The 20,315-nt window shown below is 66.2% G+C and carries 9 protein-coding genes; all 9 read right to left on the reverse strand.

Annotated features, from left to right (window positions below; translation table 11 throughout):
* Positions 1-3: 3 nt before the first annotated feature.
* The 9 genes from WNB94_RS06610 to WNB94_RS06650 all read right to left on the reverse strand — a co-directional run bounded on the left by WNB94_RS06610 (position 4) and on the right by WNB94_RS06650 (position 20,314).
* Positions 4-699, reverse strand: a complete 696-nt coding sequence (locus WNB94_RS06610) for an energy transducer TonB family protein (protein WP_341389209.1) — start codon at positions 697-699, stop codon at positions 4-6.
* A 1-nt stretch (position 700) separates the two neighbouring features.
* Positions 701-1,102 (reverse strand): ExbD/TolR family protein, encoded by a 402-nt coding sequence (locus tag WNB94_RS06615; protein WP_341389210.1) that lies wholly within the window; start codon positions 1,100-1,102, stop codon positions 701-703.
* A gap of 9 nt (positions 1,103-1,111) precedes the next feature.
* A complete protein-coding gene (locus WNB94_RS06620) occupies positions 1,112-1,519 on the reverse strand; it encodes an ExbD/TolR family protein (RefSeq protein ID WP_341389212.1) in 408 nt (135 codons plus the stop codon).
* A gap of 1 nt (position 1,520) precedes the next feature.
* On the reverse strand, positions 1,521-3,224 hold the full coding sequence (locus WNB94_RS06625) for a DUF2341 domain-containing protein (protein WP_341389213.1): 1,704 nt from the start codon (positions 3,222-3,224) through the stop codon (positions 1,521-1,523).
* Positions 3,225-3,313: 89 nt separating this feature from the next.
* Complete coding sequence (locus WNB94_RS06630) at positions 3,314-15,064, reverse strand: two-partner secretion domain-containing protein (RefSeq protein ID WP_341389214.1); 11,751 nt, start codon at positions 15,062-15,064, stop codon at positions 3,314-3,316.
* A 45-nt stretch (positions 15,065-15,109) separates the two neighbouring features.
* On the reverse strand, positions 15,110-16,768 hold the full coding sequence (locus WNB94_RS06635; RefSeq protein ID WP_341389215.1) for a ShlB/FhaC/HecB family hemolysin secretion/activation protein: 1,659 nt from the start codon (positions 16,766-16,768) through the stop codon (positions 15,110-15,112).
* A 109-nt stretch (positions 16,769-16,877) separates the two neighbouring features.
* A complete protein-coding gene (locus WNB94_RS06640; protein ID WP_341389216.1) occupies positions 16,878-18,086 on the reverse strand; it encodes a hypothetical protein in 1,209 nt (402 codons plus the stop codon).
* A gap of 92 nt (positions 18,087-18,178) precedes the next feature.
* Positions 18,179-19,057 carry a PEP-CTERM sorting domain-containing protein gene (locus WNB94_RS06645; protein ID WP_341389217.1) on the reverse strand — a complete coding sequence of 293 codons (879 nt, stop codon included), beginning with the start codon at positions 19,055-19,057 and terminating at the stop codon, positions 18,179-18,181.
* Positions 19,058-19,387: 330 nt separating this feature from the next.
* Entirely contained in the window at positions 19,388-20,314 is a 927-nt protein-coding gene (locus WNB94_RS06650; protein WP_341389218.1) for an ankyrin repeat domain-containing protein, read from the reverse strand.
* Position 20,315 lies beyond the last annotated feature (1 nt).

Consider the following 20,315-nt stretch of genomic DNA (forward strand, 5'->3'; position numbering starts at 1 on the left):
GGGTCAACCCGTCATCCGGTTGGTCAGTTGCAGCCGCATGGGCCAGTTCAGGTTGGCAGGCGGCGCAGCGCGAAAGCCCTTGAAGCGCGACAAGGCCTTCTTCAAGGCCTCGTCGGCCTGTGCTTGGCCCGTGCTGCCCAGCAGTTGCCAGCGCGCCACGCTGCCATCAGGGTTCAGCCACAGGGCCACCGACACGCGGTAGTCACCAGCGCGGCGCACCTCGTCGTCGCGGCTCAGAAAGGCGCCCAGTTCGCGGCGGGCCACATTGCCGTAATTGACACCCGCCATGCGGTCGGCCAGGGTGCCGCCAGCGCCGCCGCCAATCTCGCCGCCGCGGTATTCGTTGCGCACGGTGCCCGCCGTGAAGGCGCTGGGGCCGTCGCCTGCGGCGCCTTCCATCTTCAGTTGCTGCGCCTCTGGGGGGGCCTCCACGGGCTTGGGCTGCTCTTGGGGCTGGGGCTTGTTTTCTTCCGGCTTGGGCTCGGGCTTCTTTTCTTCTTTGGGTGGGGGCGGCGGTGGTGGCGTGTCAGGCAGCACGGCAATCTTCACCGTCTGCCGCTTGGGGCCGCCGCTGCCCTTGCCCATTTGCGAGGCGATCAACGCGCCCACACCCACCAGCACCAGCACGATGAGTGCAGGCGCCAGCCAGCGCCGCGCGCCCTGCTGTTCATCGGCCGAGGGGTACTGCGTCGAGGCCATGTCAGGTCCCGATGCGCGAGGTGACCAGTCCCATGGGCACCTCCAGCTTGTTGCACAGGTCGATCACGGTGACCACCTCGGCGTACTGCGACCGTGCATCGCCCTTGATGGCCACGCTCATCTTGGGCGTGCGCTGCTTGGCCTGCAGCAACTCGTTTTCCAGTTGCTGGGCGGTCATGGGCACGCCATTGAGCATCAACTGGCCACCCGGCATCACCTGCACCACCTTGAGTTCGATCTTTTCGGTGCTGGGCTTGTTGCTGGGCTTGGGCATGCTGATGTTCAGGCCCTGCACCGACGCGGTCGTCATCAGGATGAACACCACCAGCAGCACATAAGCCAGGTCCAGCATCGGCGTGACGTTGATGCTGTCGTAGGGTTTGCTTTCGTCTTGAACCTGCATGGGCGGGCCTCACTGCATGCGTTTGGTGGCCAGGCCGATTTCGGTGATGTCCAGGCGCTTGGCAATCTCCAGCACCTGCATCACCTTGTCGTACTGGGCTGCGGCATCGGCCTTGAGCACCACGGGCAGGGCCGGGTTGGCGGCCTTGTACTGCGCCAGGGTGCTTTGCAGTTCGTCCATGGTCACGGGGTAGGCGTCCAGGTACACCTGACCGTCGGCGGTGATGGTGATGCCCTTGGTCTGTGGCTTGGCCAGGTTGTTGGCGGCCTGGGTCAGCGGGCTGTTGACCTTCACGCCCTGCACCGAGGCGGTGGTCATGATGATGAACACCACCAGCAGCACGTAGGCCAGGTCCAGCATGGGCGTGACGTTGATGTCGTCGTACGCCTGCAGGTCGCCCTTGACGTCGCCAGCCATCTCAGCGGGCTCCGTGCACTTCGGCCACGCGGGTCACGAACTCGTCCACGAAGATGGACATGTCCGACGAGATGTTCTTGATGCGGGCGGCCAGGTAGTTGTAGCCAAACAGCGCGGGGATGGCCACCGCCAGGCCGGCCACGGTGGCCAGCAGGGCCGCCGCAATACCAGGGGCGATGGCGTTGACGTTCACATCACCTGCGGCGGCAATCGCCGCGAAGGTGATCATCACGCCCACCACCGTGCCCAGCAGGCCCAGGAAGGGGCCGCCCGAGATGGCGATGGTCAGCAGCACGATCTTGCTGTTCAGGGTGTGGCTTTCACGGATCAGGTCGGCATCCACGGCGGCCTTGACGGCATCCAGTGAGGCACCCGACAGCGGCGCAGCGCCCGCTTTGCCCACATCACGCTTTTGCAGTTCGCGCAGGCCGGCCTGGTACAGGCGGGCCAGCGACGAATTGGCCACCTCGTTGGTGGGCACCGCCAGCACATCGCGGGTGTTGCGAAAGCCTTGCAGGAACCGCTGGTTGGCCTTGTCGACCTTGCCCACCAGCACGGCCTTCTCCCACATCACCCACGCCGCGATGGCGAACATCACGGCCAGGATGATGATGACCACCCAGGCGTCCACCGTCAGGTTGTCCACCAGGATGGCGAAGTGGCCTTGCTCGCCGCCCTCGCCCGCGTCGGCCGTGTCTTCGGTTTCGGTCACGGCCAGCACCAGCTTGGCATCGGCGCTCTGGGCGGCGTGGGCCATCTTCACCCAGTCGGCGCTGCGCACGGTGGCGGCCACCTCCAGTTGATCCACCAGGCCCGTCAGGCCGTTACCCACGGTCAGCGCGCCTTCCAACGGCACGGCGGCGGCGGGCAGTTCAACCTGAGCGGCCTGGCCGCCGTTGATGTACAGCGTCAGCTGGCCATTGCCCACGGTGATGGCCAGGTGGGCCCAGGCCCCCGTGGGCAGCTCGCCGCCCGTGGCCACGGTGTCACCCAGCTTGAGGGTGGGCTTGCCGGCGTCCAGCGCCAGGCTCAGGGCACCTTGCGACACCAGGGTGCCGGTCAGGGCTTCGGGCTTGAACCACAGGCTGATGCTGTAGGGGCCATTGCCAGGCGCCTTCAGGCGGTCGGCACTCCAGCTCAGGGGCTGACCATCCAGGCGCGCTGCGGCACCGATCAGGCCGGTGTTGTCGCGCACCACCGGGCCGGCTGAGGCGATCTGGCCGCTGGCGTCTGCGGCGGGCTCGCCCGTTTGGCCTGCAAAGGTGACTGCGGCCAGCATGGCGCCATCGAACAAGGCCGGGCTGGTGGCCTCTGCGGGTGCCTGCTCGTTGCCGGCGTACACGTGCACCATGTTCTTGTCGGTGCCGGGCAGCAGGTTGGGCAGCTGCACCCACACCACGGCCAGTTCATTGGCGCCATCAAAGCGCTCCACCCAGAACTTCAGCGGGGTTTTGTCGTCGGCCGCCACCACGCGCAGGTCGCTGCCATCGAGCTTGGCGTTCAGAAAATCAAAGTTGCCCGAGTGCAGGCGCACCGGCACCACCACGCCCGACAAGGCCTCTTGCGTGGTCACGCCCTGATCGCTGGTGTTGAACACCACACGGGTGCGCTGGGTGAAGTCGGCGTTCCACCAGGCGTGGGCCACGGTGGGCAACACACAGGCGGCGCTGATCACGGCAGCAGAAAACAAACGGGCGAGTTTCATGATCGATCCGGACTACAAAGAATGGGCCGCGCCACTGCGCGCATGGCTCGAAGCGCGCAAGGTTGCCAGCCGAAGATGACAGGGACGTTTCAGCGCTGGGCTTCTTTTTCTCGCTCGTCGCTGTTGCGGGTATTGGCTGGCGCGGCTTCTGGCGCAGGCGCGCCCGCGCCCGGGGCATCGCCGTAGCCCAGCAGGTCGACGGTGAGCACCGAGTTGGCGCGCTGCTCGGCATTGGCCTCGGCGGCGGTGGCGACCTTCTCCCTGCCGGCTGCCGGGTTGGCAATTTGCGGCGTCAGGCTCACGCCAACGTTGGGTGGAGGACTTGGATCAGGTGCTCCGCCGATGTTGTCAGCGCCTATAACACGCCCGGGAATCTCAGCGGGAGCATCGCCCGTGATGAACGCATCCAATGCACGGATTTCACCGTTGGGCGCGTAGAACCCGAACACAGGCACCATGTCTTTGGGGGTCTCGATTTTTTGGAAGCCGCTGCCGCTGATCGGGGGCTGCCTCAAGTCCTCGACTTGCCCAGTGAGGGAATTGAAACGCCTCAGCGGCAGGGCCGTGCTGGTGACGGTGTTGGAGCCCTTGCCGGAGTCGATGCTGCCGTTCACGGAGTAGATCATCAGGTTGCCCCGCCCGATGGCGATCACGCGCTGATCGCCCGCCAGGAAATCTCCGCCGCTGATGGATCGGAAGGTACCGCCGTCGTAGTTGATGAAGCCGCCTGGATTGTTGGCCGCCGAGGGCAGACCGGCCAGCACCTGCTCTGCAGCGATCACATCCACGCCGCCTTGGGCATCGTCCGCACCGCCTTCGCTTGCGCCACCGCCAGACGCCAGGTTATGCACGCGCGACTGCCCAACATTCACGCTACCGGATCGGATGAAGGTAGCCCCCAGGCCCGCCAGGTCGGCCACGGCTTCTGCCTGCTCAAACAAGGCGGTTCGACGCACCTTGCGGCGCGCTTCCTCGTCCTCGTCGGTGGACACCGCGATGGCTACTGCTGCTGCGGCCGTTTCGCGGATGCGCGCCCACATGGCCTCTTGTTTTTTGCGCTGGAAAGCATCGCTGCGGTAATAGGCCGCCGTCTGTCCAGCATCTTCAGGCAGGTACTGGGCGGCAAACTCGGCATCGAGGAAGTCTTCAATGGCTGCCACCTGGCGTGCATCCTTCAGGTCACTGAAGGCCTGCTGCAACTGCTGATCGCTGAGTGCTGCCCAATCGTCGGCGCCGAGGCCTTGCGTCACAGGCAGGCCACTGTCCACCAGGGCCTGAACCATGGCGGTGCGCAAGCCAGGGCGGCTGCCGTGGCGCTGCAGCAGTTCATCCAGGTTCACCGACTGACCACGGCCGGCCGACACCGTGATCTTGGCACCTGCGTCAGGCAAGGCCGTGTTGATCTGGTTGCCATAAGCGAGCACACCGGCCATCTGTCGCAGGTTCAGATCGCGCCCGGCCTCGATCTTCAGGGCACCGGGGCCACCGAGGGCAATCACACGGGCGTTGGTGTTGCTGCCCACTCCGATGCCGTTGATGTCTCGGCCGGCTGACAGGCGCGTGACGTCGTCGGCATCGAAATTTTGGCCCACAAAATGCGGGTTGTTGATGTCGCGGCCGGCCTCGATCTCGGTGGGCCGGTTGGTGCGTAGGTAAGACAAGACCGTGCGGTTGACGTTGTTGCGCGAGGCGATCACGTCGTCAAACGTCACATCTTGCCCGGCCACCAGCCACACCTTGTTGGGGTTGTTGGCTTGCCCCAGATCAGCGTGCACTGCGCCCACCACCGCGCCCTCGGTGCCCGTGTTGCTGCGCACATTGGTGGACAGGCTGAGGTTGCCGCCCGTGCTGGTGAAGCCGCTGATGAAGAGGTCTGCCAGGCCGCTCAGGCTGAGTTCCCCCGACCCGATGCCCTGGAAGTTGACGGGCTTGCTCACCCCAGGCAGCCCCTTCTTGCCCCAGGCGGATGTGTCGGGCAGTTGCAGGTTGCCTTGCAGATGCAGGTCTTGCGCCGCGTACACGGTCACATCCGATGCCGGGGTGGGCATGACGAACAGCGCCGAGCCGTTGTTGCCGTTGGTGGGGGCGCCGGTGGTCCACTTGCCTGCGGTGTTGATCAACACATCTCCACCCAGGCTGACGGCCTTGAACACGGGCGGCAAGACCGAGGCCAGGTACGAGGCGTCTTTTGCCACATCCTCAGTCAGCTTAGCCGTCGGAGAGTTTCTGTGCATCAGCTCGAAGTTCTGGTTGTCGGGGCTGACGCTCACCTGCCCTTGCAAAGACGACAGCGACACGCCCGCGTCATCGCCGTAGGTGAAGAAGACCGCCGCGCGCGAGTTGCTCAAACCCTGCAACGTGCTGAGGAAGGGAATCGCCGTGGGGTTGTAAGCGTGCGAGATGCGCAAATCGCCCACCGTGTTCACCGCCCATTGCCCGTCCATGACGGCCAGCAGGGCATCTGGATCGGCCACGGCATTGCTGGGTGGGGTCACCCCATCGGCCAGACCGTCGGCCCCGGACACCAGGCCACCGGCCGCCTGGATGCGGCCTGTGCCACGCCCCAGGAAGTACAGACCACCGGCAACGTCACCGCCTGAGACCACACTCACATCACCACCATTGAGCACCTTGATCTGGCTGGACAACACCTTACCCTGCTTATCCAGGGTGAGCACCTGGCGACCGTTGGTGGGTGCCACCACGGCCAGGTCACTCACCGAATCGCCGGCCTGGACATGGATGTTGCCACCACCAAAAGAGCCCAGCCCCTGACGGAAATCACCAAACCGGGTGAACCAGGCCACCGGTGTCTTAAAGGAGGCCACTGGCGCCTCGGGCGCACCGCCATGCAGAAAGTAGTTGCCACTGCCCTGGGTGAGTTGTTGCGCCGTGTAGGTGGTCTGCCCAGCACTGCTGGTGGTCACGCTGGCAAAGCTGCCCACGCGGCCGCCGGCTTTCACGGTCAAGCGCTCGCCGCGCTCGGTGAACACGGCCGCGTTGGCGCCCGTTTCATAAGCGTTGCGCGCGGCGTTTTTGGCAGGAGTGGTGTTGTCCACCGCGAAGAGTTCGTTGTCGGCCAGGCTGGACAAGCCACCCGTGACGTACATGGCCGATGGCGTGGTGATGGTGCTGGCCATCATGCGCACGTCGCCCGCAGCATGCACATCGATGGAGCCGGTGGTGGTGCGCACCAGCTTGTTGCTGGCCAGGGTGACATGGCCAGCCTCTGGCCCACCCTGGGTGGCATGCACATCGGCGGCCTGCAAATCGGCACCAGCCACGAAGCGCAGGCTGCTGCCCTCGCCCGACTGAACCGTGCCGGTGGTCAGGGCGTTGTTGAAGCCTGCACTGACACTGCCATTGATGTTGAGGTTGCCAGCGGCCCGAATGGTGAGGTTGAGCGGTCGCAAGGCAGCCGCCATCTGCAAATCCTGGCTGATGGTGAAGTCGCTTTGCGCCTGCACCTCAATGCCCGCGCGCAGGCTGGCGTTGGGCGTGCCCGTCAGGCCGGCTTGGCTCAACACGTCCGCCTCGTTCTTGGCGGTGGCGTAGGCGTTGGCCGCCGTCGTCAGGTCATTGAGGCGCAGGTTGCTGGCGGTGGCCGCACCGGCGCTCAAGGTCTTGAGGCTGGCGCTGTCGTACACCCGCACGCCTTCCAGCTGAACCCGGCCGGCCTGCAGGATGGCGCCGCTGCTGCCCTCCAAGGCTTCCACCTTCATGCCGGTGTACTGCCCCTGCGCGTTCTGGGTTTGGCGCGCACGGATGAGGATGCGTCCATCCAGCGCATCGTCGGCGCTGTCGGCCACCACCGTGGCGGCCCCCAGTTGCACGCTGCCGTCCTGGGCCGACAGCAGCACGTCGCCGCCGTTGGCGCCTTCGCGCGTCGAACGCGCCTCGATGTGCGCACCATCGTTCAACACCAGGTTCTGGCCGGCCTGCAACTGCACCACGCCGCCACCGTCGGTGGTGGCGTCGATGCGGGCGCTGCCGTTCAGGGTCACGCTGCCCTGGTCGGCGCTGAGGGCCACACGGGCCGCGCGCAACTGTGCATTCAGGCTCAGATCGCCTTCACGCTGGCGCACCTCGAAGGCGCGCAAACTGCCGCCGTCTGTGGGGCGGCTGATGGCCACCAGCTGATCCAGGGCCGTTTTGGCGGCCGCACTTTGTTGTGATGCCTGGGCAGCCTGGGCCTGGTTGATGGCCCCCAGGGCCAGGGTGGCGGCGTCGACCACCACCTCGCCATGGCGCCCTGCCCCGCCTGACACATCCAGCCGTGCCTGCTCACCCAGACGCACCTCAGCGCCCGGGGCCGTCGCCTTCAACTCGATCCGGCCGGCCTCTGGCGTCTGGCCAGCAACGCCGGCCCCCAGCGTGGGCGCGGCGGCCGACAACAATCCATTCACCACCAGGTTGCCCTGCTGGGCCTGGGCCACGATCTGCCCTCCACCACTGGCCACGGCAAAGGTGTCACTCACCTGGCGCACACGGCCGTCCACGCGTGTGACGGAGCCTTCTGCCAGCGTCAGATCCTGACCTGTGGCGGTCATCGTCAGGCGGCCCGCTTCGATGTCGATGCGGCCGGCCTGCGTCAGTGACTGGCCGCCCAGGGCCAGGCGGCCACCGGCGCCCAGGCTTTCGTTCAAGGTACGTGCCCCGGCTGCCTCCGTGATTTGCAGGCTGCCCTTGGCACTCAGGGTTTGATCAGCCTGGCCGGCGGCCGTCACCCGGCCAGCCTCCAGAGTCACCTCACCAGCGGCCTCGGTGCGCCCCGCGCCTGCGAACACGATGTCGCCCTGGCTGTTCAGGCGCGTCTGGGCAAAGCCCCAGTGCTGCCCGGCGTCACCAGACGCATCCACCGTGATGCCGCCTGTGCGGCCATCGGTCAGCACCGGCGTGGCTTGAAACTCGATCTCGCCTATCCCGGCGGTGGCGGCCGCGTCGCTCACCGACTTCCCGCTGCTGTTGCGCAAGCTGATGTTCTGCGCCACCACGGTCACGCCGGCGGCAGGGGCGTCCTGTGCCGCGTCTGACTGGGCCGTCAGCCCCAGAATCTGGGGCGCGTCCAGTGTGATCTGTTGGGTGCCCGATTGCCCCAGTTGCGTGCCTGCCGCGATGGCCAGGCTGCCTGCATTGGCCCGCAGGGTCAGGCGCTCGGCCTGGTTGAGTCGGGCCAGTTGTTCACCGCTCAGGCGCAGGGCATCAGCGGGCAACACACCGGTAGGCAACTGGCTGGTGTCGGCATCACCCAGCACCATGGCTGCGGCCCCCACACCCAGGGTGCGGGCTTCCAGCACGGTGCTGTCGGCCACTGAGGTAACGCCGGTACTGTCCAGTTGCACGGCGGCGCCGCTCAGGCGAACAGCCTCGCTGGACGCGCTGCCATCAGCCCCCACCATCAGCACGGGGCGGGTCTCGCCTTCGACATCCACCGAGGCCACATCCGAAGCCTTGCGGTGGCTGACCAGCAACTGCGCACCAGCACCCTGGGTGTCGTAACGGCGGGTCTCGCCGTCATCGGATGCCCGTGCCGCGATGCTCACGCCGGCCTCCACCGTGAGCGCCTCTTTGGCCACCATCAACAATTCACCCGGCAGGGTCAAGGTGTCTTCACCGGCTGCAGTGCCCTCGGCGGCCACACGCACCGCGCGGGCCTGGCGTTCGACGCTCACGCTGCCATCGGCCTGTTGGGTGCGCACGCCGCCCAGCAGAATGCTCTCGGCGCCGGTGGCTTCCAGCGCCTGGGCGCTGATCACACCCTGGCCTGGCGTGCTCACCGCCGCGCGGCTGACCACGATGTCGGGCATGGCCAGGTCCAGGGCACCGGCCCGCAAGCCCTCGGCGCCCTTGAAGTTGAAGCGTGCGGCCCAGTCGTAAGCGTTCATGCTTGTCAGCGACAAGGTGCCGCCATCGCCTGGGCGGGGCAAGGCCACGCCGCTGCGGCGCGCACGCGCATCCTGGAAGGCGTTGCCAGAGACCACCACCACCTCCGACTTGGCGCGGTAGGTGGCCTCGGGCTCCAGCACCCAGGCTTGACGCACATCATTGCCGCCGTTCTGGAAGGTGCCCGTGGCGTTTCTGAAGCCCGACACCACCACCGAACCATCATCGTTGCGCACGCCGGTGCTGAGCGCCTGGTTCACATTCAGTGTGGTGGGGCTGAGCAATACCGCCCCTGGCAAGATGCCGTAGCGAGCGTCCAGCAAGGTGTAGGCGCCGGGCGCCAGCACGCCGTTGCCCGAGTTGATGACCACCTGATCACCGGCCTTCAGGTCGGTGCCGATGCCTTGGGTTCGCGCCCGGATGTTGGCGTCGTAGGGTGCAAAGTCATAGCGGTAACTGGGCAGCACGGCAAACAGCCCAGGGCGCAGGTAGGTGTCGGTGCTGCCGCCCACGCCTGGGTTGAACTGCCAGCCCACGATGTCGCCCCCGGCCTGGGCTTCCACCACGGTGGTCTGGCCGATGCTGAGCTCATCACCATCCAGCACGATCTGCTGGTTGATGGGCAACTGGGTGATGTCTTGCACCACGTTGCTGTCGGTGGGCAAATCGCCCTGGTCTGCCCCTTGCGAGGAGTAAAGCCACTGGCTGTTGTTGACCACGTAACCCACGGGCACCGTCACACCGTCTGCGGTGTTGGCCAGGCGGGCGCGATCGGTCACGGTCAGGGTGTCGGCCTGCACCGACAAGCTGCCCACAGGTTGGTGCAGCACGCCGTCCAGCGTGACGGTATCGGCTTTGAGCGACAGGCTGGCCAGGGCCGACAAAGGCGTCTGGCTGGTGCTACCTGCATCGGGGGCCGACACGGTCAAAAGACTGCCGTGGCTACCCTGCAATGCGTACTGCGACAGGGTGGTGGCATACACCACGCCCGCGCGCAGGTTCAGATCACCCTGGAAGCTGAACTGCCCCTTCAGACTGCGGTCGCCGCCCAGGTCGGCCCGCAGGGGGCGCTGGCCGATGAAACGGATCTCGCCATTGGTGCGCGTGCTGGTGGTGCCGGTGCTGCGGTCCAGCGTGGCATCCAGGTCAACGCGGTTGGCGCCCTGCACGGCGGTGTCGCCCGTGACCTCGATCAAGCCGGCCTGCACGTGAAGCCACTGGTCGCCCGTCAGCTCGCGCTGGCTGGCGGGAGGGGTTGCGCTCAGGTCGGACGTGAGCCGGGTGACCGGGCCCATGGCCACATGGTGCGCCTGGATGACATGGTCTGGAACCCTGGCCACTGCCGCGACCTGTGCCACTGCCTCACCCGTGTCGGGGTTTTCATCCGTTTTGGTCTTTTTGGGTGCCACCAGTGCCAGCACGGGAGCATCCAGCACCACCGATTGCAATCTGGCGCGGCCATCATCCGCCTTCAGGTTCACCCCCTGGTGAAGCTGAATGCTGTCGTCGGCTTGCAGGCTCACGCGGTCAAAGCCCGAACCGTTGACCAGCGAGGCGGTCATGACGCCTTGGCCAAAGAGCCGCTTGTCGCTCAGGTCTTGAACGGCTGTGGCGCCTTCACCAATCAGGATGCTGCGCGGACCGGCTTCGTCGCCATCGGGATAAGCCTGTCCACCCCCCACGACGAAGTCGCCCTTGCCTTGCTGGCTCAAGCTGATGTTGAGCGTGCCCCCCGACACCGTGTTGTTGGGGGCCTTGGCTTCAATGGTGCCCAGCAGGCTGAAGCCATCGGTCGAGCGGATGTTCAAGGTGCCCGCACCGGCAGCCCGCGTAACCGCACGGCCCGTACTGCCTGAACGCAACTGACCTTGCGCGCCATTGAGCTTCAAGGTGGCGCCTGCATCCATCAGCAAGGTGCCACGCACACTGGTGTCCGGCGCCCCACCCAGGGTGATGGTGCCGCCGGCCAACACTTCGCCCTGCAAGGGGTCAGGCAGGCGCAGCAAGCGGCTGAGCGCGCTGGGGCTGCGCACGGCCTTGACCGCACCGGAGACGTCGATCAACGAGCCTGCTTTGAGGTGGATGGATTGATCGGCAAGGTAGCCGTAGGCTTCGGCATCCGAAGCAGACGATGCACCCCGCGCACCCAGCAGTGCCAGCGACACCTGCCCGCCCAGGGCCTGCAGTGTGCCCGCCATGTCGATGCTGCCGCCAGCTTGCAGGGTGATGCTGCCACCCAGCCCCACATCGATCAAGGCGCCTTGCTCAACCGTGAGGTTGGCGCCCAGTGGCTTGCCGTTTTGTACGGTGACGTTGGGCTCGGTGCTGGCGATCAGGCTGAGCTGCACGCCATTGCGCCGGCCCTGCGGCAAGGTGGTGAGCGACGAGGTTTGTCCCGTGGCGGCGCTGTAGGCGGACGACAGGCTCAGCATGTTGACCAGCACGGGCCGGTGCTGCGTCGCTTCAGACACGGTGATGTCACCCAGTGATGTGACCTTGACGGTGCCAAAGCCCCGGTCGGCATACAGGCCATCGGCCAGCACAAACACGGAGCTGGAGGCTTCGGTGGCCTCACCCAGGCGCACCGAGGGCAAGCCCTCCAGGCTCAAGGTGCCGCCTTGGCTCATGTCATGGCCACTCAGCGTGCCTGCCAGCACCAGCGTGCCGTCGGGCATGGTCGATCCAGCGCCGGCCACGCCATCGTTGGCTTTCAGGGTGACCTGGCCCGCACCACCGTTCACCAGGTCGCCGCTGCGTTGGCGCCACGCGGCGCCCGACACATCGATGTCGCTGCCCTGTTGAAGCACCACACTGCCCGCGGCCTTGATCGACACCTCGCCGCCTTGCCATGCGCCAGGAATCTGGGCACTGCCGGCAAACCGGTCATCGGCACGGGTGCCACTGACATCCAGACGGCTGCCTGCCTGCAGCAGGGCATCGCCCCCCTGGGCCAACACCTCGATGCGCCCGCCCGGCGCCAAAATTTGTCCCTGCAGGCTGACATCGCCATCACGGGCTTTCAGCTGCGCGTGCCCACCCGCAGCCAGACGGATCACTGGCGCGTCGCTGCTGGCCAGATCGCCCATCTGGATCTGGTTGGCAAACACGGTGAAGCCCCCCAGACCGGCGGCGTTGAGTTGTTGAGCCGACAAGACGGTGACGCCGTCTGACTGGTACGAAGCGTCCGGCACCGATGAAATCAGAACACGATCCACCACGTTGCCAGCGGCCTTCTGCGTGGTTTCGAAGCCCACCTCGCGCCCCAGCACCAGCCAACCCGCCGTGGGGCGCAAGCTGGTGAACAGGTGCGGCAGGTACTCGGCGCTGCCATCGGCCTGCGCCTGACCGGTGAGCACGTTGGGCAATTGCACCAGGCGATCGGCCGCCACCAGCTCATCCAGACCATCCCACACCGGAGGTGAGCCGTCAGACACTTGCAGCAAACCACTCAGGCCGGGGTCTCGGCCTGCTTCGCGGGTGGCGTTGCGCTGCACCTCGCTCATGGACACCGAACCATCCAAGCGGGCGCCGATGGACTGCTCAGGGGCCGCCAGCACTGCCGCGCCCGCGCTTTTACCCACCATCTGCTCAGGCAGTTTCAACGCTGAACTCTCTACCAGACCCGCCAGGCCGTAACGCCTCACCTCTTCATCGCTGAATTTGCCCGGGTCTTCGACAAAGGCATCGTAAATCTGGTCGCGGGTGGCGCTGCTCATCAGGCTGAAGAGCCCACGGCGATACAGGGCCGAGGTGATCAGACTGCTTTCGTCGTAGGTGATGCTGCCACCACTGAAATCAACGGTCGAGCCAGCATCCAGGGTCATGCTGCCCTGGGCTTGCATGCGCACCACGCCTCCGGTGGTGGACAGCTCGGCAGCGGTGTAACGCAGGTTCTTGTAATAGCCGCTGACGTCACCCAGGTTCAGTGCCGCGCGTGCATCGGCGCGCACCGTCTGGCGGTACACCACCCCGGCGCGTTGCAGGGGCGAATCCGCCAACTCTGCAGAGAACAACTGCACGGTCAACTGGCGGCGGGGCGTGGCGATGCGCAGGTCGTCCAAGCCCGACACGTCCACCACCGCGTCAGCCTCCATCACCACCCGGCTGTTGTCTTTGGCCAGGCCGGTGGCCTCTGAGGTGCGAAAAGCCGAGGTCTGCCAGTTGTCGGCCGCCAGGATGTTGATTTCACCAGCAGGCGCCTGCACACGGGCACCCGACTTCAGCACGATGTCACTGCCCAGCACGTCGATGCGCGAGCGGTAGAACACATCACTGCTGCGCTGCACCGTCAACTCTGATGCATCGAAGGCGAGCTTGTCTTGCTCGAACTTCGCCAGGTCTGCCTGGTACTGGGCCTTGACCTCGTCCGAGGCGTCTTCAGCTGGTACGGTGGGCCGCCTGGGCTCATCAGGCGTCACGGTTGCGCGCAACACCTCGCCAGGACCCACCTCGTCAGGGCCCACACCGATCTGGGTGAACACCACGTCGGCCACCCCTTCATCACCCGCGACGGTGCCCTGCACCTTGTCGGTCACGCGCTGACCGCCTCCACCCTTTTCCAAGCCTATTTCCAAGCCTGCGGCAGAGGGCAGCACTTCGGTGATGCTGCCCACACCCAGCTCTACCGTGCCCAGTGTGTTGGCGGTGCGGTGGGTGTTGCCAGACGACACGGCCGTGTCCTTCATGGCGGTGATGAAGATGGCCCCGTTCTGCCCCTTGACCGCCGTGGTGGCCGTGAGCTGGCCCTTTTGACGAATGGCCGCACCCACCAGGTTGATGGTGCCCTTGTCGGCACGCACCAGGCCACTGGTGTAATCGCCATTCACGCGTTGGTTCTCAACCGTGCCCACGGCGGTGAAGTCTGCCGGCAGGGCGTCCTTGGCGCCCAGGCCATTTTCTTCGCGCACCTGTGCTTCGATCTGCTGCAGGGTTTCGTCGCTGAAGTTGTCCACCGCCACGATCAGGCCGCGCTGGGCCAGGTCGGTGGGGGCAAACAGGTACACGGTCTGGCCAGCGGCGAGCACCGTCTGGCCCTCTGGTGTTTCAATCACGCCCTGGTTGAGCACACGGGGCGCCACCATCAGCACCTTGCCGCCGGCCTTGGCCTGGATGACTGCGCCCGGTTGGATGGCCACAAAACCTGCCGTGCTGGCATCAGGGCCGCCAAAGACCGCCTCACCCTGGCGGAGGCGGTAAATGTTCAAGGTGGTGGGGTCATTGAAGTCAACGAGTTTCCCGCTTGGATCCCTCAGTTCTCCATTTGGAAGCTTATCAAGATGGCGATCATCGATCGCTCGCTGGGCCACACTCAGCGCCGTGGCGACCAGGCTGCCCACATCCACCCGGGCGTTGCGCCCGAAGATGATGCCGGCGCCGTTTTCCACCATCACCTCGCCGTTGCCCTTGAGCACCCCATCGATCAAGGAGGCATCGCCACCGCGCACCTTGTTGAGGGCTCGCCCACCGTCTGGCTGTGTGAACTCGACCGTGTAGCCTTTGCCGATGTTGAAGCTGTCCCAGTTGACGATGATGGCGCCGCTTTTTTGCAGCAGGGTCATCACCGTGCCATCAGGCGACAGGGTCGGGTCATCGAACTCGCCGCGGTTGTCGCCACGGAATGCCTCCGAGAACACCGGCAGATTGGGCCGGCCGCTGGCCAAGGTCTGCGACACCATGTCGGCCACCGAGCGGCTGGCCGAAAACGCCCGCGCCGGGTTGGCCGAGGCCGACAGCCGTTGGGCCGACCCACTGGCACTGAGCGCCCCCGCTTTGGCCGACGCCGACACCGTGCCTGCCTGAACCGCGCCCGCCCCCAACAACATCGACACCGCCACGGCCACGGCCGTGCCACGGGTCTGGCCGCCAGCGGCCTTGCCGGCGCTGCGGTGGTGCTCGGCAGCGGGCACGCGCATGCCACGGCGGCGATCAAAAACGAGGCGGTGGATGTGCTTGTTCATGATGAGCGTCCCGATGAAACTGCGGTCAGGGTGGTCAGATATGGGTCAGAAGGAGAACTGCAGGCTCACGTCCACACGGTGGTCGCGGCCGGCCTTGGGGCCACTGGCAAACTGCACCGAGCCGTTGTCGGTGGGGCGCACGGTGTCGAACACCACGCGCGCGTAGTCGATGCTCAGCGTCATGCCCCACGAGGCAAAAAAGCGCAGGCCCAGGCCGTAGCTGCCCAGGTGGGTGCGTGCGGTCTGGGTGGGTTGTGGGTCCACGATGCGCACAAAACCACGGTCCACGAAGGTCAGGGCCGTGGCCTGTATGCCGGCCACCTCCAGCCACACGGGGCTGACCAGTTCGGCGCGGGTGCGCCAGCCTTCATCGCCCGATTGCTCGAAGTCGTAATAGCCACGCACCGTGCTGCTGCCGCCCAGGCTGTATTGCTCGCCGCTGGGCAGGGCGCCGGTGGCCAGTTGCAGGTCGGCGCTCAGGTTCAGGCGCCAGTCGCCCAAGACCGGGCGGGCGTGACCCACGGCCAGTTGCAGCGCGGCAAAGTGCGAGCTGGCGCCGGCGCGCTTGCAGTCAAACTGCTCCAGCGTCAGGCCATCGCAGTCCACCGTGCGCCCGCCCATGGCGCTGCTCACGGCGCGCAGGGACGCGCTGGCCGTGCTCAGCACATCACCGGCGCCGTTGTGCGTGAAGTTGTAGCCCCCGCTCAGGATGGGATAGCGCGTGGGCGGACGCTGCACGATCTCGCCGTCCTTGAAGGTGCTGAAGTCGCGGTTGCGCTTGTAGTCCAGCCCCACAAACACGCTGTGGCGCACGGGCCAGTTCAGCGCGGGCAGGCGGTGCGTCCAGCGCACGCCGGCAAAGGTGCCTTTGGTGAGGGTGGAATCGGGGCCACTGCCGCTGACCTGGGTGGGGGTGTCGCTGTTGCTGGTGGTGAGCGTGAACAGCAGGTCGTCCTTCGGGCCCAGGGGCAGGCCATACAGCAGCGACAGGGTGTTGGTGTCGTCCGGGCGGCGGGGGGCGTACTGCCAGCTCAGGCCCAGGGTGTGCCCCAGCTGAAAGAGGTTGTTGATGCCCACCGTGGCATTGATGCGGCCACGGGTGGTGTTGTAGCTTTGGGCGTTGTTGAACTCGATGCTGCCAAAGTAAGGCGCCTTGTCCTGGATCTTCAGGTCCACATCGATGGCGTCGCCCGCGTCGGTGGCGTTGACCAGCGGCGTGATCTGCAGGTTGGCCGACTGGGTGTTGGCGATCTCTTGCTGCAGCGACGGAAAATGCGGCACCTGGCCAGGCTGCACGGCGGGCAACGACTCGCGGATCAGGCTGGGACGGGTGTGGGCGGCACCGCTCACGGTGAGGCGCTCTACCGGTGCCTCGGTCACGCTGAGGGTGACTTCGCCAGCGTCCACCCGCTGGTTGGGCAGGCTGACCAGCACCGACAGGTAGCCGGCCTCCTGGTAGGCCTTCTCAAGCGCTGCGCGCGCGCCTTCGATGTCGGCAAAGCGACGCCCCGGGCCCATGTAGGGCGCCACGGTGCGTTCCAGCACCGCATCGGGCAGCAGCGAGTTGCCTTCGATCACGTACTCGTACACGTCAAACAGGGGCTCGGCCTGTTCCGCTTCAGCCGCTTGGACATGGGCGGCGGGCAGCATCAATGCCAAAGCCAGGGCAAAAGCCGGTTTCACCAGGACGTGTGGTTTTTTCATATCCAACAACACAGAAATGGAACAGTCCCCGAGGACGGGGACTGTGGGTTTTCAGGCGGGATCTGCCCTGCAATCAGGGCAGATCCGCGCTGAGACAGCGCTCAAGAGATCACTCGAAGAACACGGGCGAGGTGTTGGACGAACGCTTGGCCTGGCTGGAAGCGTTGTCGAACAGACCAGCACGGTCCAGGCCGCTGCTCAGTTCGGTGTCGATGGCATCGACCACGGCCTGGCCGTTGGCGGTGTGGCCGTACTTGTGCGAGGTGAACCAGAACTCGTAGCTGCCGTTCTTGGCGGTGGCGGTGCTGTTCACGGCGGGCTCGTAAGCGTGCACGCCGTTCACCTTCACGAAGCGCCATTTGCGATCGGCACGGGCGCCGCCGCTGCGGGTGGTCAGGTCAGGGGCGTTTTCCAGCGAGAGCACACCCAGGGCGAAGCCGCTGTTGCTCAGGCAGGCACGGGCGTTGCCGGTGCCAGAGCCTTCTTGCACATCGAACGAAGGCAGGCCGCTGTTGGCGATGCCGTAGTCGGCGGCCGTGGCAGGTGCCAGAGCGCCGCCATTAGCACCATCGCTGCCCACGTAGGTGTTCAGGAAAAACTGGTTGGACGAGGCCTGAGTGCCCGAGGTGGACACGCGGCGGCACACGGTCAGCAGGTCACCCTCGGCGCCCACGCCCAGCACGGCGTTGACGTTGACCTTGGCGGTGTTGAAGGCGTCCGACACGATGGAGGTGTACTGGGCGCGGGTGATGTTGGGCTGGCACTCGGGGGTGATGCTGTCCACGCCGCAGCTGGCCAGGCCTTGGGCGGCTTGCAGGGCGGTGTACAGGTCGTTGCTCACGGCCACGCCAAACACCTGGCTGAACGAGGCGGGGGTGGTGGCAGGCGACACCTCAAGGCCGGCGGCCAGCAGGTCGTCGGCCGAGAAGGCGGCGCCGTCGATGTCCAGGAAGCCGCCTTCCGACGAGCGGGCGCCGGTGAAGACGATGGCGCCAGGGGCGGACGCAGCGGGGTTGATGAAATCAGCGGTGTCGGTGCCGGCCGAGGTGGTGACGGCGGTGAACGAACCACCCGACACGTTGAAGGACACGGCGTCCACGCCGGGCAGGCCAGCGAAGTCGGTCGTGCACTTCACGGCGAACAGGTTGGAGCCGCTGCTCAGCTCGGTGGCGCTGCCACCGGCGCTGCCGCACATGGCGGTCAGGGCCGAACGGTAGTTGGACGAGGTGGCCGAGGCGCCAGCCAGGTACACGGTGTCGGCGTGGGCTTGGGCGGCCACCAGGGTGACGGCGGCCAGGGCGATCTTGGTGAATTTCATGGAAATGCTCCGAAAGGGGTTGGGCAAAAAACGTCGAACGATCGGCAAAGAGGTGACCCGCCAGCCGAGGGCACGGCCAGCGGGCATCCACATCAGGCCTTGCGGCGGCGGGCGGCGATGCCGGCCACGGCCAGGCCAGCGATCACCAGGGCATAGGTGCTGGGCTCGGGCACGGCAGGGGTCGGCACAGCGGCGCTCAGGACGCCGTTGGCCACGTCCAGGGTCACTTCATAGGCCAGGATGCGCTCGGCGGCGGTGCCATCCACGGCCCACAGGTAGGTGGCCATGTTGGCGAAGGTCTCGCCGCCCAGGTTGTTGAAATTGCGCCAGTTGTTGCCAAATGCATCACCAGCCATGGCGTAGCCGTTGGCACGGGTGGTGGCGCCATCGGCAGCCGTGAAGGTGTAGGCGCCGTTGGCGACGGTGGTGTGGGTGCCACGGCTGTTTTGCGGCGTGAAGATGTCGTTCTGCGCTGCAATCTGCTGGATGTTCGAGGCGTTGGTGGTGCTATTGAACAGCTGCGAAGGCAGCGGATCTTGCACACCCGTCACGATCGAACGCTTGTTGGTACCGAAGCCGGTGGTGTCGAAACCGGTGACCACGAAACGCAGGTCAGCGGCGTCCGAGTTGGCCAGCAGGGTGTTCCAGGCGCCGGTCCAGTCGTTGGTGCCACCAAAGCTGGTGACGGTGCCGTCCAGGGTGATGGTGTTGTTGATGAAGTCCCACTTCATCGTGCCCACGGTTTCCGACAGCGAGGCAGCGTCGATGGCGGTGCCGTTGCCGGTGGCGCCGATCAGGTCGTTGATCGACAGGCCCAGATCGAACACGCCGGCCGTGGTGGTGCCACCGCGGTTGTCGTAGGCGATCATGATCAGCGAGCCGTTGCCGTTGGAGCCGCGCTCCAGGGCAGCGTTGGCAGCGCCCATGCCGGTGGCCAGGGCCACTGCGGCAGCGATGTATTGCAGTTTCATATGCTTTCTCCGTTTGGGAATGAATGGTCTAAACACGTCGACGTGAATCCAGGCCGCACGCGGTGTCCTGGCTCGGGGCGAAGTGTGGGTAAACCATGTGACGCCCTCAGGGCAGGCCATCGCGCGTTCCTGATCTGTTCGGATCAGGCTGCCCAACCGGCACTGGATTCAAGGCCTACCCTAGGCAGGCTTTGTGACAATTCATCGGGCCCACCAACGCCCCAAATGGTCCGTTGAGACCACAAAGCCGCCTTGGGTGGACACGGGGCTGTCAAACCATGGTCTGAAGGGGTCCCACCGATTCCGGGGGGGTGCAGTGGCGGGCTGGCCTCAGTTCAGCGGCAGCGGGTCGGGGGCACGCTCGATCAGCACGGGCGTGAGCGGGTGTTGCAGAGTGGCACCGCGCTGCTGCAGCCATTGCACGGCCTCAAAATGCCGGCCCAGTGCGGCGGCGTGCACCGCCGTCAGGCCATGCAAATCCGGCGCGTTGACGGGCACTTGCGCCTGGTCCAGCAGCCAGGCCATGGCCTCGATCTGGCCGGCGCGTGCGGCCTCGGCCAGCGCGTGGCGCCCTTCGCGGTTGAACTGCATCAGCTCGGCGCCGCCGGCCAGCAGGCTGCGCATCACGCGCGCATGGCCACCACGGGCCGCCAGGTGCAAGGGCGCCTGCCCTGCGCCACTCCAGCGCAATGGGTCGGCCCCGGCGCGCAACAAGGCCTGCACCACCAGCTCATGCCCCCCCAGGGCGGCAGCCCCCAGCGGGCTCAAGCCGTACAGGCCCTGCTGATCGGGCTGTGCACCCCGGCGCAGCAACTCGCTGACCACGCTCAACTGGCCTTGCCGCGCGGCCAGGGTCAGCAAGGTGGCCCCGTCACGATCGCGCTCGTTGACGGGCGCGTCGGTGCGGGCCAGGCCTTGCAACAGGCCTGCCCAGTCACCCTGGCGCGCCAGGGCCATCAATGCGGGCACCTCGCCGGTCAGCGGCGCCCAGTCGGAGGGCGTCCAAGGCCCACCCTTGGCCACGGCCGCAAACTCGGCGTCGTCCACCGGGCGGTCGCTGGACGATGGCAAGGCTGGTTGCGCAAACTCCAGCCAATCGTTCACATCGCGGCTGGCCATGGTGTCCACGCGCCAGGGTGGCAACACCTGGCTCACCGCAGGTGCGCTCCAGCCACTCAAGGTCAGGCACAACAAGGCCGCAGGGAAGGCCGCACGCAAGGCCGCACAAGAAAGATCGTCAAAGGGCTTGAAGGCCATG

The sequence above is a fragment of the Aquabacterium sp. A3 genome, assembly GCF_038069945.1.
GTDB lineage: Bacteria > Pseudomonadota > Gammaproteobacteria > Burkholderiales > Burkholderiaceae_C > Aquabacterium.